This window comes from Paludibacterium flexuosum, assembly GCF_037076605.1.
In the GTDB taxonomy this organism is placed as follows: Bacteria; Pseudomonadota; Gammaproteobacteria; order Burkholderiales; family Chromobacteriaceae; genus Paludibacterium.
Genome location: NZ_AP029060.1, coordinates 2,427,141 through 2,444,726 on the forward strand (window position 1 = coordinate 2,427,141; position 17,586 = coordinate 2,444,726).

Here is a 17,586-nt window from a genome sequence, read left to right on the forward strand (position 1 = left end):
TCAGTTTCCGATCTGTCTGTGGCTGTAATCACGTGCGCCGAAAATGGCGGTGCCCACCCTTACCATGGTGGCACCTTGCTGAACTGCAAGCACCATGTCCGACGACATGCCCATCGATAATTCTTCCAGCGCCAGGCCCCGGCCGTTCAGTTCGTCGCGCAGGCTGCGCAGGGTACGAAAACGCGCTGCCAGCAGATCGCTGTCCGGCGTCGGTTCGGGAATGCACATCAGGCCGCGCAGGCGCAGATTCGGCAGGGTCGCAACCTGTTGCGCCAGCCCGGGCAAATCTGCCGGTGCGCAGCCGCTCTTACTGTCCTCTCCGGACACATTCACCTGCAGACACACGTTCAGTGGCGGCATCCCGGCAGGGCGTTGAGCGGAAAGCCGCTCGGCAATCTTGATCCGGTCGACCGAATGCACCCAATGAGCATATTCTGCCACGATACGGGTCTTGTTGGACTGAATCGGGCCAATAAAATGCCACTCGATCCCCAATGCCGTCAGTTCGGCGGCCTTGCCCGCAAACTCCTGCACGTAATTCTCACCGAAAGCCTGCTGACCGGCGGCCACCGCATCACGAATGGCATCCGCGGGAAACGTCTTGCTTACCGCGATCAGCCGTACCGAACCGGCCGGCCGGTCCGCCTGTGACTCAGCCGTGCGAATTTGCTGGCGGACGTGGTCCAGCGCCATGCTGACAGATTGGGACATCGCAATTCCTGTGGTTGTTGAACGGCCGGCAAACCATCCGGAAGGTAGCCGGCCAGGAGATTATAAATGCAATTGGCGGCACTCCTTAAGCTTTGCTCCGCCCGGCAGGCATCCGATCTGCATCTCTCACCGGGCGAGCCCCCCATCCTGCGCATCCATGGCCGATTGCAGCGGCTGGCAGGCGAAGCCCTGTCTGCCACCAGCCTGCCAGTCCTGTTCGAGGGGCTGCTCAGCCGCTCACAGCGACACACCCTGCATCAACATCAGGCCTGTGATCTGCGGCTGGAGCTGGCCGGCGTGCAGGCCAGAGTTCATCTGTACTGGCAGCAACAAGGGCTGTCCGCAGCCATCCGGCTGCTGCCAGCGTCACCACCGGCACTGGCCACGCTGGGGCTGCCTGATGCCGTGGCGCACTGGCTGACGCTGACCAGCGGGTTGATTCTGGTGTGTGGTGCCACCGGCAGCGGTAAAAGCACCACACTGGCGGCGATATTGCATGAAATCAATCTGCAGCGTGCCTGCCATATCCTCACCCTGGAAGACCCGATCGAATTTCACCACCCCAGTCGCACGGCCCTGGTCACCCAGCGCGAAGTCCTGCACGGGCAGGGAGGGTTCGCTCCCTTGCTGCGCAGTGCCCTGCGCGAAGATCCGGATATCATCATGGTGGGCGAGATTCGTGATGCCGACACCCTGCAACTGGTACTGCAGGCCGCAGAGACCGGTCATCTGGTCCTGTCGACCCTGCATACCCGCAGTTGCGCCGATGCCGTCGCCAGACTGTGCGGCATCATGCCGGCCGAGGCTCAGCCCGCCATCCGCCTGCAACTGGCGCAGTGCCTGCATGCCATCCTGGCGCAGCATCTTTTCCCCCATTCAGCCGGTCAGAGCCGGATTCTGGCGCATGAAGTCCTGCAAGCCACGGCCGCTGTTCGACACATCATCCGGGAAAACCGCCTCGATCAGCTGACATCGATTCTGCAGACCGGCAGGCATCAGGGCATGCACACCCTGCAGCAATGCATTGACTCATTGATTGCGCAGCATGTTCTCGACCGCCAGGAAGTCGGCGAGGTGCAGTCTGCATGGTCAACCACATGAAAAAACCGGCTGTTTCACGTGAAACAGCCGGTTTCAGGACGATTCGCTGCTTTACCGCGCAGCCAGCAGATTCGCCATCACCACATACTGTTCGACGCGAATGTTCTCCGGACGCAAGGTCGGGTCCACACCCGCAGCGGCAAAATCCTCGTCGCTCAGCAGGCCCTTGAGATTGTTGCGCAAGGTTTTGCGACGCTGGGCAAATGCTTGACTGACCAACTTCTCCAGCAAGGTTTCATCCTTGGCCAGGCCACAGCGACCCGGAGCCGGCATCATGCGAACCACGGCCGAATCCACCTTGGGCGGCGGCCAGAACGATTCCGGCGGGACGTCGATCAGGCTTTCCATTTCGAAACGATACTGCAGCATCACACTCAGTCGGCCGTAGTCGGCGCAGGAAGGCTCGGCCACCATGCGGTCCACCACCTCTTTCTGCAGCATGAAATGCATGTCGATCACCCGGTCGCCATAAGAGGCCAGGTGGAACAGCAGCGGGGTCGAAATGTTGTAGGGCAGGTTGCCGACAATTTTCAATTGCCCGGGGATGGAAGCGAAATCGAATGCCAGGGCATCGCCGGCATGAATCACCAGCTTGTCGGCCGGAAATTGCTGTTGCAGTCGGCTGATGATGTCTCGGTCGATCTCGACCACATGCAATTTGTTCAGGCGATTCAGCAGGGGGTGGGTAATGGCGCCCAGACCCGGACCGATTTCAATCACACTGTCGTCAGCTGCCGGATTGACGGCATCGACAATGCTTTCAATAATGCGCGAATCCTGCAGGAAGTTCTGCCCGAAACGCTTGCGGGGAATATGTTGATTCATGGTATCTCGATCAGATGAGCCGCCATTTTAACTGCTAACCGTCCATCAGGCAGAATCCGTTCACGCCGCCTGCCATCTGAATGTTGCGCCAGCCGACTTGCTCACCAGAGCCGACAGCGATTCACCCAGCTCCGAACCATCACGGGTATTGATCCATCGACCGTCATCCGTCTGGCTGAAATGGAAACCACCGCTTTTGGCCGCCAGCCAGATTTCCCGATTCGGCAGATGACGATTGACGATCATCTTTTCTCCCGATTCGAATTCGATTTCCAGCACACCGCCGTTAAGTTCATAATCAAGATCAAGTGCACTTTCATCCAGCGCGGTCTGGAGCGAATCAAGCAGTGAATCGGTCAGATCGAGAAATTCGCTTTCAGTCATTTTTCTTCCTTGGTCATGCTCAGCAACATAGAGCTTTGTTAGTATCCATATTTTGCCACAGCGGATTTTATTGTATGCGAACCCTCACACTTTCTCTGATCATTGCAGTTTGCCTGAGCGCATGCGGCTTCAAGGGTCCGCTGTACCTGCCCGCCAAACCCGCAGCCAAGCCGGCCCCGACCCAAGCGGCGCCAGCGCCGGTGCCTGTCCAACCTCATTCTGATGCCAGCCAGCCATGACCCCGACCCACTACCGAGAAGACGAGCTTTACCTGGAAGATCTGCCACTCAGCGCCATTGCCGCTGAATTCGGCACACCGGCCTATGTGTATTCGGAAAAGGCGCTCAGCGAAGCCTATCAGAATTATCAGACGGCCTTCTCCAGACTGAATCCCCTGCTGTGTTATGCCGTCAAAGCCAACTCCAATCTGTCGATCCTGCAGCACTTCGCCCGTCTGGGCGCCGGTTTCGACATTGTCTCCGGCGGCGAACTGGCCCGCGTCCTGGCCGCGGGGGCCGAAGCCGGCAAAATCGTCTTTTCGGGTGTGGGCAAAACCGAGCAGGAAATGACCCAGGCACTGCTGGCCGGCATCAAGTGTTTCAATGTCGAGTCTCTGAATGAGCTGCTGAAGCTGAATGCCGTCGCCGGCAAACTGGGCAAAAAGGCCCCGATTTCCCTGCGCGTCAATCCGGATGTGGATGCACAGACACACCCCTATATCTCCACCGGTCTGAAGGACAACAAATTCGGCATTGCCTACGATACCGCGCTATCGATTTATCAACAGGCCAGCCAACTGCCCCACCTGCAGATTGTCGGCATTGATTGCCATATCGGCTCCCAACTGACCGACGCCACACCGCTGGTCGATGCCCTCGACCGCCTGCTCGGCCTGATCGATCAACTGGCGGCTCATGGCATTGCTTTGCATCATCTGGACATTGGCGGCGGCCTCGGCATTCGCTACCACCAGGAAACGCCGCCGGATCTGTCTGCCTTTGCCGATGCGCTGGTACAGCGCCTGCAAGGGCGCCAGCTGCAACTGGTGATGGAGCCCGGACGCTCTCTGGTTGGCAATGCCGGCATCCTGCTGACTCGTCTGGAATACCTCAAACTGGGCGAGCACAAGAACTTTGCCGTCGTGGACGCCGCCATGAATGACCTGATGCGGCCTTCCCTGTATTCGGCCTATCACACCATCCTGCCCGCCAAACGCCACGCCGGTCTGAGCGAGATCACCGTCGACGTCGTCGGCCCGATCTGCGAGTCCAGTGACTTCCTCGGCAAGGAACGCTCCCTGGCCATCGTCGAGGGCGACCTGCTGGCAGTCATGTCCTGCGGTGCCTATGGCTCCACCATGGCCAGTAACTACAACACCCGGACCCGCGCCGTTGAAGTCATGGTCCATGGAGATCAGGCCCGTATCATCCGCCAGCGGGAAACCATCGAAGCGCTGCTGGCCAATGAAATAGGCTGTCTCCAGACAGATCGTTGAACAAAACAACCATAAAACAGGGGAAGGCTACATGTCGCGCATTGCCCGCCACTTGCAGGCTCACAACATCCACAACCCCTTTCCGGGGTTGGTGAAGCTGCAGCAGAAACTGGGGCGTGAGATCACAACCCGACTTGGCTCCAACGAAAGTGCTCCCTTGCCCCTGCCGGCACTGACCGACCTGCTGGGCGAACAGGGCATGCTGCTGGCCAGCCAATACCCGGACCCTTACGCTCATGACATCCGCCAGCTGGCGGCCAGCCTCAACCAGGTCGATGGCAGCGAAGTGATCGTCGACAGCGGCGCCGACAGCCTGATCCTGCTCGCCCTGCGCCTTTGCTGCAATCTGGGCGACACCGTCATCACCAGTGCCGGCAGTTATCCCACCTTCCGCTACTTTGCCGAAGGTTGCGGCCAAAGAGTAGTTGAAGTCAGCCTGCAAAGTGGCTCGCAAGGACAACTGGAAGCTGATCTGGGCGCCCTGGCATTCAATGCCCACCAGTACAAGGCACAACTGGTCTATCTGGCCAATCCCGACAACCCGACAGGCCACTATCATTCACAGGCCGAGATCGAACGCTTCCGGCAGAGCCTGCCCGCCGATTGCATCCTGCTGCTGGACGAGGCCTATCTGGAGTTTGCCCTGCCGGGTGAAGCCCTCAGCAAGGTCATGCCCAATACCCTGCGTCTGCGAACGCTGTCGAAAGCCTATGCGCTGGCGGGCCTGCGCATCGGTTATGCGATCGGCCCTGCCGATCTGATTGCCAAGGCAGATGAAATCCGTCCGCAGTTTGCCGTGTCCTCCCTGGCGCAGCAGGCAGCGCGAATCGTCCTGCAGGCGCAGGACACTGTCCATTCCTTGCTAAATGCAACCATTGAACAGCGCAGCGCGCTAAGTGCAACCCTGGTACAGCATGGACTGACCGTTTTACCGAGTCATACCAACTTCATCTGCATTCATTATCCGGATTCCCTGATTGCCGAAAACGTGCAAAAGCGTCTGTTTGACCTCGGTGTGGCTGTCCACCGGCCGAGCCATCCGGCCGTTAATCATCTGATCCGTGTCACCGTGCCGGCCCAGCCGCTACCGGATTTCATTCTCGATGCGCTGATTCAGGCATGAAAAAAAGGGGCCGAGGCCCCTTTTTTTACATCCGCATCGCTTACAGCGCCTTCAGTACCTGCGCGGCCAGTGCAATGGTTTCCTCAATCAACGATTCGCTGTGGGCGTCCGACACAAAGCCCGCCTCGAAGGCCGATGGTGCCAGATACACCCCCTTGTCCAGCATACCGTGGAAGAAACGACGGAAAGCCGCGACATCCGCTGCCGAGACCTCGGCAAACGACGACGGTACCGATTCAGCCATGTACAGACCGAACATCCCGCCCACGCTATCCGCACACATCGGCACACCGGCCGCCCTGGCCGCCTGGCTAATACCCTGAGCCAGTTGCGCCGTCCGGGCAGACAACGCTTCATGGAAGCCCGGTCGCTGAATCAGCCGCAGGGTTGTCAGCCCAGCCGCAACGGCCAGCGGATTCCCCGAGAGGGTACCTGCCTGATAGACGCTGCCCAGCGGGGCGATACAGCCCATAATGTCGGCGCGGCCACCAAAGGCCGCCAGCGGCATGCCTCCCCCCACGACCTTGCCCAGCGTGGTCATGTCCGGTGTGATGCCATGCAGGTGCTGGGCACAGTGCAGATCCACGCGGAAACCGGTCATGACTTCGTCGTAGATCAGCACCGAACCGTGCTGGCTGGTCAGGGCACGCAGTGCCTGAACAAAGGCCTGGCTCGGCTTGACCAGATTCATATTGCCGGCGAACGGTTCCAGGATCACACAGGCAATCGAATCACCGATCTCGGCAAAGGTTTTTTGCAACTGCTCGACGTTGTTGTACTCCAGCACCAGGGTGTGCTTGGTAAAGTCGGCCGGCACCCCGCCTGAAGAAGGCGTGCCGAAGGTCAGCAGACCGGAACCGGCCTTGACCAGCAGACTGTCCGAGTGACCGTGATAGCAGCCTTCGAACTTGACGATGGTATCGCGGCCGGTAAACCCCCGCGCCAGGCGGATAGCGCTCATCGTCGCTTCAGTGCCGGATGACACCAGACGCACCTGCTCGATCGACGGCACAAGGCGGCAGATTGCTTCGGCCAGATCAATTTCACCTTCCGTCGGCGCCCCGAACGACAGGCCGCCCAGTGCGGCTTCCTGCACGGCGGCGATCACCTCCGGGTGTGCATGCCCCAGAATGGCGGGTCCCCAGGAACCGACATAGTCGATGAAACGGTTGCCATCGGCATCCCACACATACGGACCATTGGCCCGGGTGATGAATCGGGGCGTCCCGCCCACCGAACCGAAAGCCCGTACCGGGGAATTCACCCCGCCTGGAATGTGCTGCTTGGCACGCTCGAACAACTGCTGGTTACGCGACATGATGCATCCTGTTCATTCTCAACAAAGTTACTCGGATTGACTGGCCCATTGGCAATAAGGGTGATCCGACAACCAGGCATTGGTGAACCGGCCATCGGCAGTCACCTCCGCCCCCAGCCAGTCCGGCCGTTCAAAAGGGGTCTGTTCATCGGGCAATTCGATTTCCGCCAGAATCAGACCGGCATTGGCGCCGTCAAACTCATCGACTTCCCACAGCATGCCGCCATGCATCACCCGGGTGCGTCGCTTGTCGATCAGCATCGGGCACATGGTGTCCAGCATGGTGAGCGCATCGGCCAGAGGAATTTCATACTCGAACTCATGGCGGGAAGTGTCGGTCACTTTGGCCTTTAGCGTCAGCCAGGCCTGTTTCCCCACAACACGCACCCTGACCGTTCTGGCAGGGTCCACAGACAGATACCCCTGGCGATAGACCACCGGTTCGCCCAGTTCACGCCAGGCATCCCCGGTAACCAGAAAACGCCTTTCGATTTCCATGCCCATCAGACAATCCTGCTAAAAGGGTTTGACGACCACCAGAATGACGATGGCCAACAAAATAAACGTCGGGATTTCGTTAAATACCCGAAACCACACATGAGAACGCTGATTGCGGCCGGCAGCAAAATCACGGTAAATGCGCCCGCAATAATGCTGATACCCCAGCAAAACCAGAACCAGTGTCAATTTGGCGTGCAGCCACCCGCCGGCAAAGCCGAAACCAAGCCAAAGCCAGACACCCAGAATCATCGACATCAGCGAGAGCGGCATCATGAAGCGGTAAAGCTTGCGCGCCATGATCAACAGACGCTGGTATTCATCTCCCGGTTGCACCATCGCCAGATTCACGAAGAGTCGCGGCAGATAAAACAGACCGGCAAACCAGGAGGTAACGAAGAAAATATGCAATGCCTTGAGATACAGATAACCCAAGATCAACTCCTGTTATTGGAGACAGACGGCAGAAATCAGATTTCCACCATTTCGAAATCATCCTTGCGCGCACCACATTCCGGGCAGGTCCAGTTGGGCGGAACATCTTCCCAGGGCGTACCGGGGGCAATCCCGTCATCCGGAAGACCCGAGGCTTCGTCATAAATGAAACCGCAGATCAGACACATCCAAGTACGCATTTGATTCCCCTTTGTAAGTTAGAATGACGATTCTATATGCAGACAGGACGGAGGTTAACCTTGGAAGCCAAAAACAAGCCTGTGGAAGCGCCGCCAGCCGTATTGACCCTGGCCGGTTCTGATCCGAGCGGCGGTGCCGGCATCCAGGCAGACATTCTGACCCTGGCCAGCCTCGGATGCCACCCCCTTTCGGTGATCACCGCCCTGACTGTACAAGATAGCGCCCGGGTCCACGACCTGATGGTCATCGATGCCGACTGGGTCAACGAACAGGCCCGTCTGCTGATGGAAGATATACCGGTGGCTGCCTTCAAGGTTGGTCTGATCGGCAGCGTGGAAAATGTCGCCGTGATTGCCCAGCTGGCGGCCGACTACCCGGATATTCCCCTGATTCTCGACCCGGTACTGGCCTCCGGCGGTGGGGACGCCTTCGCTGACGAAGACCTGATCGGCGCCATGCGCGACATGCTGCTGCCCCAGGTGACCATCCTGACACCCAACAGCATCGAAGCGCGCCGTCTGGCCAGCAATGATCCGGACGAGGAAGACGATCTGACCCTGGACGAATGTGCGACCCGTCTACTCGGCCTGGGCGCCGAGTATGTCCTGGTCACCGGTACCCATGAAAACACGCCAGAAGTCATCAATACCTTGTATGCCTCCGATGGCACGGCCCGTTCCCAACATTGGGAACGTCTGCCTGGCAGTTATCACGGCTCCGGCTGCACACTGTCTTCGGCCCTGGCGGCCATCCTGGCCTGTGGCAGCACACTGCTGGAAGCCGTCGACGATGCGCAGGAATACACCTATCAAACCTTGATCAATGGCTATCGCCCCGGCATGGGACAACATATTCCGGACCGCCTGTTCTGGGCCCGCGAAACGGAAGAAAATGAACAAAAAAAATAAAATCAGAGGGTTATATGCAATCACACCAGAAATTGCTGATGACAACCTTCTGGTCGAACAGGTCCGTCAGGTCCTGCTGGGTGGTGCCGGCATGGTGCAGTACCGCAGCAAGTCGAGCGATAACGCCATGAAATACCGTCAGGGCAAACAGTTACAACAACTCTGCCGCGAGCACGATGCCTTGTTCATCATTAATGACGACTTGGACCTGACTATCAAACTGAATGCAGACGGCGTGCATCTTGGCCAGGAAGACATGACCATCCGGCAGGCTCGTGTCGCCCTGGGTCCGCGCTGCATCATCGGTGCCTCCTGCTACAACAATCTGGAAACAGCCCGACTGGCGCAACAGGCGGGTGCCGATTACCTGGCCTTCGGCGCCGTCTTCCCCTCCGGCAGTAAACCCAGGGCGGTGCATGCCCCTCTGGATCTGTTTGCGGCGGCACGCGTGCTGGAAAGACCCCTGGTTGCCATTGGCGGCATCCATGCCGATAACGCACACACGGTTCTGCAGGCGGGGGCAGATGCGGTCGCGGTCATTCAGGGATTATTCGGTACTCCAGACCCACGGCAGGCAGCCAAAACCCTTGCAGCGTTGTTTCAGTTACCCAGTCGGCCGGCAATCAACTGAACGATCCGCTGACTGGCCCCGCGGTGCTCCTGGCTGAAACGCAGCCCCGCAGCTGACATGGCAGACATGCGCTCTGAATCTGCCAGCAATTCATTGACTTTAACAACCAAATCAGTGCCCGAATCAACCTGCAGGGCAGCACCACCGGCCAGCGCCTTGCTGCAGGCATCGGCAAAGTTGTAGCTCGACGGCCCGATCAGCACTGGTCTGCCAATACTGGCAGGCTCAATCAGATTCTGCCCTCCCAGCGGCATCAGACTGCCGCCAATAAAGACCAGATCGGCAGCATGATAGTAGGCAAACATCTCGCCCATGCTATCCCCCAGCCAGACATCCGTCTCAGGCGCCACCGCCAGCTCATCACTGCGACATTGCACTACCAGCCCGCAGGACCGTGCCAGCGCCGCCACTTCGGAAAATCGCTCCGGATGGCGCGGCACCAGAACCAGCAATGGCCGGTCAGTCATTTCGCGCCAGGCCTGCAGGATCAGATTCTCTTCCCCCTCTCGGGTGCTGGCACAGACGAGTACCGGCCGTGGGCCAATTCTGGCCTTGAAGCCTGCGCCCAGTACGGCCTGTTCCGCCGGAGGGTCAAAATCGTATTTGGTATTGCCACATACCTCGATGTCCCTCCCCCCGATATCTGCCAGGCGTTCGGCATCCGCAGGCGTCTGCGCTGCAATGGCCGTCAATTGCGCCATCGCAGGCCGGATCAAGGCCGCCACACGGCGATAGCCACGACGCGATTTCTCGGACAGACGGGCGTTGACCAGAAACAGCGGCGTTTGGCTGTCATGGGCGGCAGCAATCAGATTCGGCCACAGCTCGGTTTCCATCAGCACACCGAAACGCGGGCGGTAGGCCGCCATGAAGGCGCGAACCGCCTGTGGATAATCGTAGGGCAGGTAACGGATTTCCGCCTCCCGGCCATACAGTGCCTCGGCACAGGCACGTCCGGTAGGGGTCATCTGTGTGATCAGCAGGGGAGCATCAGGCCAGCGCTGGCGCAGGGCGCGAATCAACGGCATGGCCGCGCGGGTTTCCCCCACCGAGACGGCATGCACCCAGATTCCGCCTTGCTGCTGGGGATAAAATGCTTTGCCGAAGCGCTCATCCCAGTGATCCAGATAGGCAGGCGACTTGCGCGCACGTTTTTTCAGGTAATAACGCACCAGCGGTGTCAGCAGACACCAGAGCAGGGAATAAAGCGCACGCCAGATCACTGAAAACCTCTGCGAGAAATCAATGCCTGCATCACCTCATCTACCGTCGGCATTTGGCCAATCCCTCCCAGGTTAATGGCATAGTCGGTCTCGCAGACACCGGTCAGCGCCGGATCCGTATCGGTATAAAGCGCCACCAGTGGCACATCCAGTGCATTGGCCAGATGACTGAGCCCGGTATCGACCCCCACCACGGCAGCCGCATGCCCCAATGCCGCAGCCGCCTGTTCCAGAGTCATGCGCGGGGCGGCCATGGCATAGTCGGCCCCTGAAGCCAGTCGCTCGGCACGCTGCCGTTCAGTCTCATTCCCCCAGGGGTAGACCACAGCCAGACCGTATTGCTGTTGCAGACGCTGTGCCAGCGCCTGCCAGCAGGATTCCGGCCATTCCTTGCTGGCACGACTGGTTGCGTGAAGCAACATTGCATAACGGCCTGCAGGCAGCCATGCCGGTCGTTCCCCGGGCAAAATGCCAAAGACCGGTGATCCCTGTACCGCATAGCCAAAGGCCGATGAGAACAAAGCACGATTGCGTTCTACGGCGGATTGCTGTCGAGACACCCTGAAGCGTTTGTTATAGAGCAGGCTGGCCAGCGGTTCACGCACACTTTGCCAGTCATAACCTGCCAGCGGACCACCACTCAGACGCGCAGGAATGGCACTTTTCAGCAAGCCTTGAGAATCAATCACCAAATCCCACTGCACAGACTGCAAGGCCTGCTTGAGTTGCCGCATCTCCCGCCAGGTCGAAGGTGAACAGATCTGCTTGCGCCAACGACGCCAGGCAAACGGAAACACCGTCTGCACAGCCGGATGCAAACGGGCAATATCGGCAAAATTTTCTTCTGCCAACCATGAAAGACGTAAATTGGGGTAGTGCTTGACCAGTTCGGTGATGGCGGGCCAGGTATGGATCAGGTCGCCCATCGACGACGTCCGCACAATCAAGACATTCATCATGGTCGGCATTGTATACGAGCCTGACAGTGGTTAACTACGTCGTTTTCGCCTTGTGGAAATGTGTATAAGCATGCATTTGCCCAGGTGACTGGATTTATCCACAAATCATCCTGCTGCTGCCAAGCACTTGCCCCCCTGCTTGGCAAACAGGGCAATCCCTTGTAAAAAAACAATAATCCATGGTTATCCACAACTGCAACGACCCTTCATCTTATTCATCAGTTTTTAAAAAGGGCATAATAGTAAACAGAACCATGCCAAACCACGGGTGTACAGACCATGCACACCTGACTGGCAACAACTGCTCGTAAACATGTGGGTAACTGACATCTCATCCCCATGCGGATAGTTATCCACATCCGGTACCCTGTGAAAAACATCAGTTGATAACAGGATTTTTTTGTCTTCAACATATTGATTTTAAGAATAAAAAAAGGCTTATCAACAGATAGGGTCAGCCTTCTACCAGTCTTATCAAATATAAAAAAGGTCAACTAGATACAATGCAATGCTCAGTCAGCGTCGTGCTTATTACCCTGAATGCAGCAGCACACCTGGAAAAGTGTCTGCAAAGTTGCCAATTTGCCGACGAAATCGTGGTGGTCGATTCAGGCAGTCATGATGCAACGCTTGAAATTGCACAACGCTACGGAGCCAGGACCATTGAACAAGCCTGGCTGGGATTCGGACCTCAGAAGCAGTTTGCTGTCGATCAGGCCAGTCATGACTGGGTACTCTGTCTGGATGCCGATGAATGGTTATCTGAAGAATTAGCTAATAATATCAAGGCAATATTGAGTTATCCACAGCATGAGTGCTACCACTTTGCACGCTGCAACAAGTTCATGGGACGCTTCCTGCGTCATGGCGAGGGTTATCCGGATCTGAGCCTGAGATTATTTGATCGTCGCAAGGCACACTGGTCTGACGACAAGGTTCACGAGTATGTGGTGACGAATTCGGCTGTGGGGCGCATTGCCGGAGATCTGATGCATGAGTCGGGGGAAGATATTGCCCACTATCTGAACAAGCAAAACCAATACACTTCACTGCAGGCCAGACAGATGTTTGAGAACAGAAAAAACGTTTCGCTGGCCAAGATGTTGCTCAGCCCGCTGATTCGCTTTATTAAGTTCTATCTGGTTCGACAAGGCTGGCGGGATGGTTTGCCAGGCCTGGTGCATATTTCGATCGGATGCATGAACTCTTTCATAAAGTATGCGAAACTGCGTGAGTTTTACCGTCTGGAGCACGTGGCATGAAGGTATTGGTAACCGGTGCGGCAGGTTTTATCGGCCGTGCAGTCTGTGAAAAACTGCTGGATTGTGGTCAGCACACCGTACTGGCTGTGGATAACCTGAACGACTACTACTCCGTCGAACTGAAACATGCCCGTCTGGCTACTTTGCAAGGACGGCAGGACTTCGAATTTCATCAGCTGGATATTGCCGATGCACCGGCACTGGATGCCCTGTTTGACGGTCAGGGGATCGATTATGTAATTCATCTGGCTGCACAGGCCGGCGTGCGCTACTCGCTCAAGAATCCCCATGCTTATGCACAGAGCAATCTGATGGGGATGACCAATCTGCTGGATGTTTGCCATCGCCACGGTATCAAGCACCTGGTGTTTGCCAGCTCGAGCAGTGTCTATGGAAAAAATGCCAAGGTGCCTTTTGCCGAAGACGATCGCACTGACGAACCGGTCAGCTTCTATGCCGCCACCAAGAAGGCTGGCGAGGTGATGGCACACAGTTTTGCCCATCTCTACCAGATGCCGGTGACGGCATTGCGTTTCTTTACGGTCTACGGACCGTGGGGACGTCCGGACATGGCGCCATGGATGTTTACAGAATCTATCCTTAATGGTGAAACCATCAAGGTTTTCAATAATGGCGATTTGCAGCGCGATTTCACCTATATCGACGATATTGTCGAAGGGGTGTTGGCGGTCATGACTCGGATTCCGGATACCCAGGTGCCGTTTGCACTCTTCAATATCGGTAACAATAATCCGGTGCGACTGATGGACTTCATCAGTACGGTGGAGGAGGCCTGCGGTCAGAAAGCCAACAAGACATTCCTGCCAATGCAGGATGGAGATGTTCCCATCACCTATGCCGACACTCGCCGGCTGCACGCAGCCACCGGTTTTGCGCCTTCTACACCGCTGGCCCAGGGAATGAAAAAATTCGTCGACTGGTACAAGGCCTATCACGGTCTGTAAGGCATATCCCGATTGCCGGGACGGCAAGGCGTTTTGAGCGTGTTTGTTTTCAGATTGATAGCAGGAGTCAGGTGAGACAGAGATCGTCGCTTACAGCGTATTTCTGTGCGATGTTTTTTTCACCCGGGCATAAAAAAACCGCCAGTGAACTGGCGGTTTTTTTTTATGAATCCTGGCGAGACAGATCCGTGAGTGGTGATCGCCGCGTGACCATGATCTTGTCGACCCGGGTTTTGTCCATGTCGACCACCTCGAAGCCGAAATCCAGACACTCCATGCGATCTGCAACCTGAGGAACACGACCCAGGCGATACATGATGATGCCCCCCAGGGTGTGAATATTGCCGGTCTCTTCGCCGGGCAGCAGTTCGTCATGGTCGATGTCGAAGAATTCCTTGAACTCATCCAGCGTCACGGTGCCATCCATCAGCCAGCTGTTTTCATCACGCTGGACAATGCTGTCATCTTCCTGATCGGTCGCCGGCAGATCGCCCACAATGGCTTCCAGGACGTCATTCATGGTGACCAGGCCTTCCAGCTCGCCATATTCATCGACCACCAGCGCGATATGGGTACGCGCCATCTTGAACTGTTCCAGCAGTTGTTTCAGCGAGACTGAGGCCGGGACGTAGAGTGGCGGCGTCAGATCTGCCAGGAAATCGACGGCCTGACCGCTGAGCAGGCGATCCAGCATGCGCTTGGATTCGAGGATGCCGATGATGTGTTCCATGCCGCCGCGACCGACGGGAAAGCGCGAATAGGGACTTTGTTGCAGCAAGGCCGAATTCTCCGCCTCACTGTCTTCCAGGTCGACCGACACAATGTCTTTGCGCGGGGTCATGATCGAGGCGACTTTGCGGTCATCCAGCCGGAAGATGTTCTCGACCAGTTCCTGCTCTGCGCGGTCGAACACGCCTTCGTCCGCGCCTTGTTCCATCAGCACGCGGATCTCTTCTTCAGTAATCGAGGGTTCACGGCTCTGTCTGGCGCCGATCAGGCGCAACAGGCCATCCGTCAGCACGCTCAGCACCTTGACCAGTGGCGCAGCCAGTTGTGACAGGATGGCCATCGGTCGTGCCATGTTGCAGGCAACCAGTTCAGGGTTGTGCATGGCCAGACGCTTGGGCACCAGCTCGCCGAGGATCAGGGACAGGGCAGTGACAAAGACAATCACCAGGGTATCGGCCAGTGCTTTGCTGACGGGCGCCAGCAACGGGTAGGGCTGCAGCCAGGCATGCACATCGCTGGCAATGGAGGCTTCGGCATAGACACCGGACGTGATGCTGATGAAGGTGATACCAATTTGAATGGTCGACAGAAACCGGGTGGGATCTTCGGTCAGATTCAGGGCGGTTTGCGCTCCCTTGTTGCCTTCTTCGGCCCATTGCTGCAAACGGACCTTGCGGGAAGAAACCAATGCCAGTTCGGACATGGCAAACACGGCATTGAAGAGAATCAGCAGCAGCAATATCAGTATGTCCACGGCCCTTGGGTACTTTGTTCAGGAAGCCTTAGGATAGGGCAAGGGCGTGGTCGAGGGAAGCTGTAGATTATTCCGGATGAAAATATCACCCTGCATTCAGATCAATGAAGGTTGAATCTCGGCACGCTGCCAGTCGATTGCTGCTTGTCCCTGTGCCTGCAGCCACTGATTCGCCTGCGAGAAGTGTCCGCACTGCATGAAGCCGCGGCTGGCAGACAGTGGTGAAGGATGCGCGGCCTGCAGGACCAGATGTCGCTGTTGATCAATGCGTTCTGCCTGACTGCGTGCCCAGTTACCCCAGAGCAGGAAGACACAGCCTGGATTCAGGGTATTGACCGCATCCAGCAAGGCCGTGGTGACGGTCTGCCAGCCCAGTTTGCCATGGCTGCCTGCCTGATCGGCTTCCACCGTCAGTACGCTGTTGAGCAGCAGGACGCCCTGACGCGCCCAGTCGGTCAAATCCCCCTGCTTGCGCAGCGGTCTGTCTGTATCCCGTGCCAGTTCCTTGTAAATATTGCGCAGAGACGGGGGAATCTTCACCCCCGGCGACACGGAGAAGGACAAGCCCATGGCTTCGCCGGCACCGTGATAGGGATCCTGACCGAGAATCACCACCCGAACCGATTCAGGGCCAGAGAATGACAGTGCGCGAAAGATGTTGTCTCGTGCCGGATAGATAAGGTGGCCTGCCTGCTGGCGTGCGCTTAACTGTTGATCCAGGGAGTGAAGAGCCGTGCGGACAGCTGGCCGATCCAGAATGGCACGCCAGGCGGGTTCGACACGCTCAATGGCTGGCGACAGGAAGGAGTAATCAGACATGAATCAATCTTGGCAATGAAAAGAAAAACCCCGCCGGGGCGGGGGATCAGTATCTCGGTACTGAATCATCGATGGTGGCTGACCAGGCATCAATACCGCCGTGTAGGCTGAGTACCTGATCAAAACCGACCTGACGCAGAAAGTGACAGACCTGAAGGCTGCGCATGCCATGATGACAGACCGTGACGATCAAACGATCGTCCGGCAGTTCGTTATGGCGCAACGGAATCAGATTCATCGGCAGATGCACCGATCCCTCGATATGCGCCATCTGCCACTCCCAGTCTTCGCGGACATCCAGCAGCAGCGGCGCCGGCTCCGACGAATTCAGCCTTGCCGCCAGCGCTTCGCAGGTGATTTCCATCGCCATCAGAAGACGAACTGCTCGGGTTGCAGGGCTTCACTGCCTTGCAGTCTGGGCAGGACCGTTTCGTACAGCTTGGTCTCGGCAAACACGTTGTCGCTTTCACGGCGCACCAGAACCACAGACATGACTGGCAACTGACCGACCGTCACCATCATGCGACCACCCACTGCCAGCTGTTGCTTGAGTACTTCCGGTACCACTGGCAGCGAACCACCGACGAAGATGGCATCGAAAGGCGCATGTTGAGCCAGACCTTCCAGACCGTTGGCATGGATCAGCTGCACGTTTTGACAGCCTGCCTGATGCAGATGATCGGCTGCGATGGCTTGCATGCTGCCATCACAGTCGATGCTGTAGACCTGTTCGACCAGTCTGGACAGCAAGGCGGTGACATAACCGCTGCCGGTACCGATTTCCAGCACCTTGTCGCCCGCCTGCAGGGCAAGATCCTGGATCATGCGGGCTTCTTGCTTTGGTTGCAGCATGCGGCTGCCATTGGGCAAGGGCAGTTCGACATCGGTAAACGCCAGTGCGCGCTGATCATCGGCGACAAAATCTTCGCGTTTCACGTGAAACAGCAAATCGAGGATGGTCGGATCCAGTACTTCCCAGGGGCGGATTTGTTGCTCGACCATGTTGAATCGCGCTTGTTCGAAATCCATTCAGCACACTCCGCAGCATTATGACAATAACTTGCGATTATCCCATATTTGCCTTACCTTCACAGCATCGCTAGGGGTCCTGCCAGTGGTTTTCGTATTCCGACAACACTGACGGGTGAGAAATACCCTTCGAACCTGATCCGGTTAACTCCGGCGTAGGGAAGCGGTGCTGCTCTGTAGCATTTCATGCCCCACGCCGTTTCATCGCCATGGAGG

Annotated in this window: 21 protein-coding genes and 1 riboswitch; of the genes, 8 read left to right on the top strand and 13 right to left on the bottom strand. The window is 57.3% G+C overall.

Annotation, left to right across the window (positions count from 1 at the left end; all coding sequences use genetic code 11):
• Positions 1–711 (bottom strand): YggS family pyridoxal phosphate-dependent enzyme, encoded by a 711-nt coding sequence (locus AACH39_RS11520; protein ID WP_338620040.1) that lies wholly within the window; start codon positions 709–711, stop codon positions 1–3.
• 66 nt (positions 712–777) lie between these two features.
• Here AACH39_RS11520 and AACH39_RS11525 point away from each other — a divergent pair, with 66 nt between their 5' ends.
• Positions 778–1,812 (top strand): PilT/PilU family type 4a pilus ATPase, encoded by a 1,035-nt coding sequence (locus AACH39_RS11525; RefSeq protein ID WP_338620042.1) that lies wholly within the window; start codon positions 778–780, stop codon positions 1,810–1,812.
• Positions 1,813–1,863: 51 nt separating this feature from the next.
• Here the strand turns inward: AACH39_RS11525 and rsmA are convergent, their stop codons facing one another.
• A complete protein-coding gene (rsmA, locus tag AACH39_RS11530; protein ID WP_338620043.1) occupies positions 1,864–2,637 on the bottom strand; it encodes a 16S rRNA (adenine(1518)-N(6)/adenine(1519)-N(6))-dimethyltransferase RsmA in 774 nt (257 codons plus the stop codon).
• 60 nt (positions 2,638–2,697) lie between these two features.
• Positions 2,698–3,021, bottom strand: a complete 324-nt coding sequence (gene cyaY / locus AACH39_RS11535; protein ID WP_338620044.1) for an iron donor protein CyaY — start codon at positions 3,019–3,021, stop codon at positions 2,698–2,700.
• A 74-nt stretch (positions 3,022–3,095) separates the two neighbouring features.
• Between cyaY and AACH39_RS11540 the strand changes: the two genes are divergently transcribed.
• Genes AACH39_RS11540 through AACH39_RS11550 form a run of 3 tightly spaced genes read left to right on the top strand, consistent with a single transcriptional unit; the run spans position 3,096 to position 5,639 of the window.
• Positions 3,096–3,260: a lipoprotein gene (locus AACH39_RS11540; protein WP_338620046.1), complete on the top strand. Its 165-nt coding sequence runs from the start codon at positions 3,096–3,098 to the stop codon at positions 3,258–3,260.
• Positions 3,257–4,516, top strand: coding sequence for a diaminopimelate decarboxylase (lysA, locus tag AACH39_RS11545; RefSeq protein ID WP_215779527.1), 1,260 nt, complete (start codon positions 3,257–3,259; stop codon positions 4,514–4,516). The genes AACH39_RS11540 and lysA overlap by 4 nt, the downstream gene beginning before the upstream one ends.
• Before the next feature lie 31 nt (positions 4,517–4,547).
• On the top strand, positions 4,548–5,639 hold the full coding sequence (locus AACH39_RS11550) for an aminotransferase class I/II-fold pyridoxal phosphate-dependent enzyme (RefSeq protein WP_215779525.1): 1,092 nt from the start codon (positions 4,548–4,550) through the stop codon (positions 5,637–5,639).
• Positions 5,640–5,679: 40 nt separating this feature from the next.
• Here AACH39_RS11550 and hemL read toward each other — a convergent pair whose 3' ends face one another.
• From hemL to AACH39_RS11570, 4 genes are read right to left on the bottom strand one after another with little or no spacing between them, the layout of a single operon-like run.
• Positions 5,680–6,957 (bottom strand): glutamate-1-semialdehyde 2,1-aminomutase, encoded by a 1,278-nt coding sequence (gene hemL / locus AACH39_RS11555; protein WP_338620048.1) that lies wholly within the window; start codon positions 6,955–6,957, stop codon positions 5,680–5,682.
• A 27-nt stretch (positions 6,958–6,984) separates the two neighbouring features.
• Positions 6,985–7,461, bottom strand: coding sequence for a CYTH domain-containing protein (locus AACH39_RS11560; RefSeq protein WP_215779520.1), 477 nt, complete (start codon positions 7,459–7,461; stop codon positions 6,985–6,987).
• Positions 7,462–7,473: 12 nt separating this feature from the next.
• A complete protein-coding gene (locus AACH39_RS11565; RefSeq protein WP_215779518.1) occupies positions 7,474–7,890 on the bottom strand; it encodes a CopD family protein in 417 nt (138 codons plus the stop codon).
• A gap of 35 nt (positions 7,891–7,925) precedes the next feature.
• Positions 7,926–8,090 (bottom strand): rubredoxin, encoded by a 165-nt coding sequence (locus tag AACH39_RS11570; RefSeq protein WP_252346130.1) that lies wholly within the window; start codon positions 8,088–8,090, stop codon positions 7,926–7,928.
• Between the two features lie 60 nt (positions 8,091–8,150).
• On the opposite strand from AACH39_RS11570, the gene AACH39_RS11575 reads away from it, so the two are divergent.
• Both AACH39_RS11575 and thiE read left to right on the top strand, forming a co-directional pair.
• Positions 8,151–8,999, top strand: coding sequence for a hydroxymethylpyrimidine/phosphomethylpyrimidine kinase (locus AACH39_RS11575; RefSeq protein WP_252346129.1), 849 nt, complete (start codon positions 8,151–8,153; stop codon positions 8,997–8,999).
• Positions 8,914–9,630 (top strand): thiamine phosphate synthase, encoded by a 717-nt coding sequence (thiE, locus tag AACH39_RS11580; RefSeq protein WP_338620051.1) that lies wholly within the window; start codon positions 8,914–8,916, stop codon positions 9,628–9,630. Before AACH39_RS11575 ends, thiE begins: the two co-directional genes overlap by 86 nt.
• Here thiE and waaA read toward each other — a convergent pair.
• Positions 9,600–10,853, bottom strand: coding sequence for a lipid IV(A) 3-deoxy-D-manno-octulosonic acid transferase (waaA, locus tag AACH39_RS11585; RefSeq protein ID WP_338620053.1), 1,254 nt, complete (start codon positions 10,851–10,853; stop codon positions 9,600–9,602). The two genes, thiE and waaA, sit on opposite strands and share 31 nt — an antisense overlap.
• Positions 10,850–11,812 carry a lipopolysaccharide heptosyltransferase I gene (waaC, locus tag AACH39_RS11590; protein WP_338620055.1) on the bottom strand — a complete coding sequence of 321 codons (963 nt, stop codon included), beginning with the start codon at positions 11,810–11,812 and terminating at the stop codon, positions 10,850–10,852. The genes waaA and waaC overlap by 4 nt, the downstream gene beginning before the upstream one ends.
• Before the next feature lie 524 nt (positions 11,813–12,336).
• Between waaC and AACH39_RS11595 the strand changes: the two genes are divergently transcribed.
• The gene (locus tag AACH39_RS11595) at positions 12,337–13,074 is read left to right on the top strand and encodes a glycosyltransferase family 2 protein (protein WP_252346127.1); all 738 of its coding nucleotides are present in this window, start codon (positions 12,337–12,339) and stop codon (positions 13,072–13,074) included.
• The gene (locus tag AACH39_RS11600; protein WP_338620057.1) at positions 13,071–14,039 is read left to right on the top strand and encodes an NAD-dependent epimerase/dehydratase family protein; all 969 of its coding nucleotides are present in this window, start codon (positions 13,071–13,073) and stop codon (positions 14,037–14,039) included. The genes AACH39_RS11595 and AACH39_RS11600 overlap by 4 nt, the downstream gene beginning before the upstream one ends.
• Before the next feature lie 163 nt (positions 14,040–14,202).
• Here the strand turns inward: AACH39_RS11600 and AACH39_RS11605 are convergent, their stop codons facing one another.
• The 4 genes from AACH39_RS11605 to AACH39_RS11620 all read right to left on the bottom strand — a co-directional run bounded on the left by AACH39_RS11605 (position 14,203) and on the right by AACH39_RS11620 (position 17,370).
• The gene (locus AACH39_RS11605; RefSeq protein ID WP_215779501.1) at positions 14,203–15,522 is read right to left on the bottom strand and encodes a hemolysin family protein; all 1,320 of its coding nucleotides are present in this window, start codon (positions 15,520–15,522) and stop codon (positions 14,203–14,205) included.
• Between the two features lie 96 nt (positions 15,523–15,618).
• On the bottom strand, positions 15,619–16,341 hold the full coding sequence (ung, locus tag AACH39_RS11610; RefSeq protein WP_338620059.1) for a uracil-DNA glycosylase: 723 nt from the start codon (positions 16,339–16,341) through the stop codon (positions 15,619–15,621).
• A gap of 46 nt (positions 16,342–16,387) precedes the next feature.
• Positions 16,388–16,711 (bottom strand): rhodanese-like domain-containing protein, encoded by a 324-nt coding sequence (locus tag AACH39_RS11615; protein ID WP_215779496.1) that lies wholly within the window; start codon positions 16,709–16,711, stop codon positions 16,388–16,390.
• Positions 16,711–17,370, bottom strand: a complete 660-nt coding sequence (locus AACH39_RS11620) for a protein-L-isoaspartate O-methyltransferase (RefSeq protein WP_215779494.1) — start codon at positions 17,368–17,370, stop codon at positions 16,711–16,713. Before AACH39_RS11620 ends, AACH39_RS11615 begins: the two co-directional genes overlap by 1 nt.
• 62 nt (positions 17,371–17,432) lie before the next feature.
• Positions 17,433–17,549: riboswitch (TPP riboswitch) on the top strand.
• Positions 17,550–17,586: the final 37 nt, after the last annotated feature.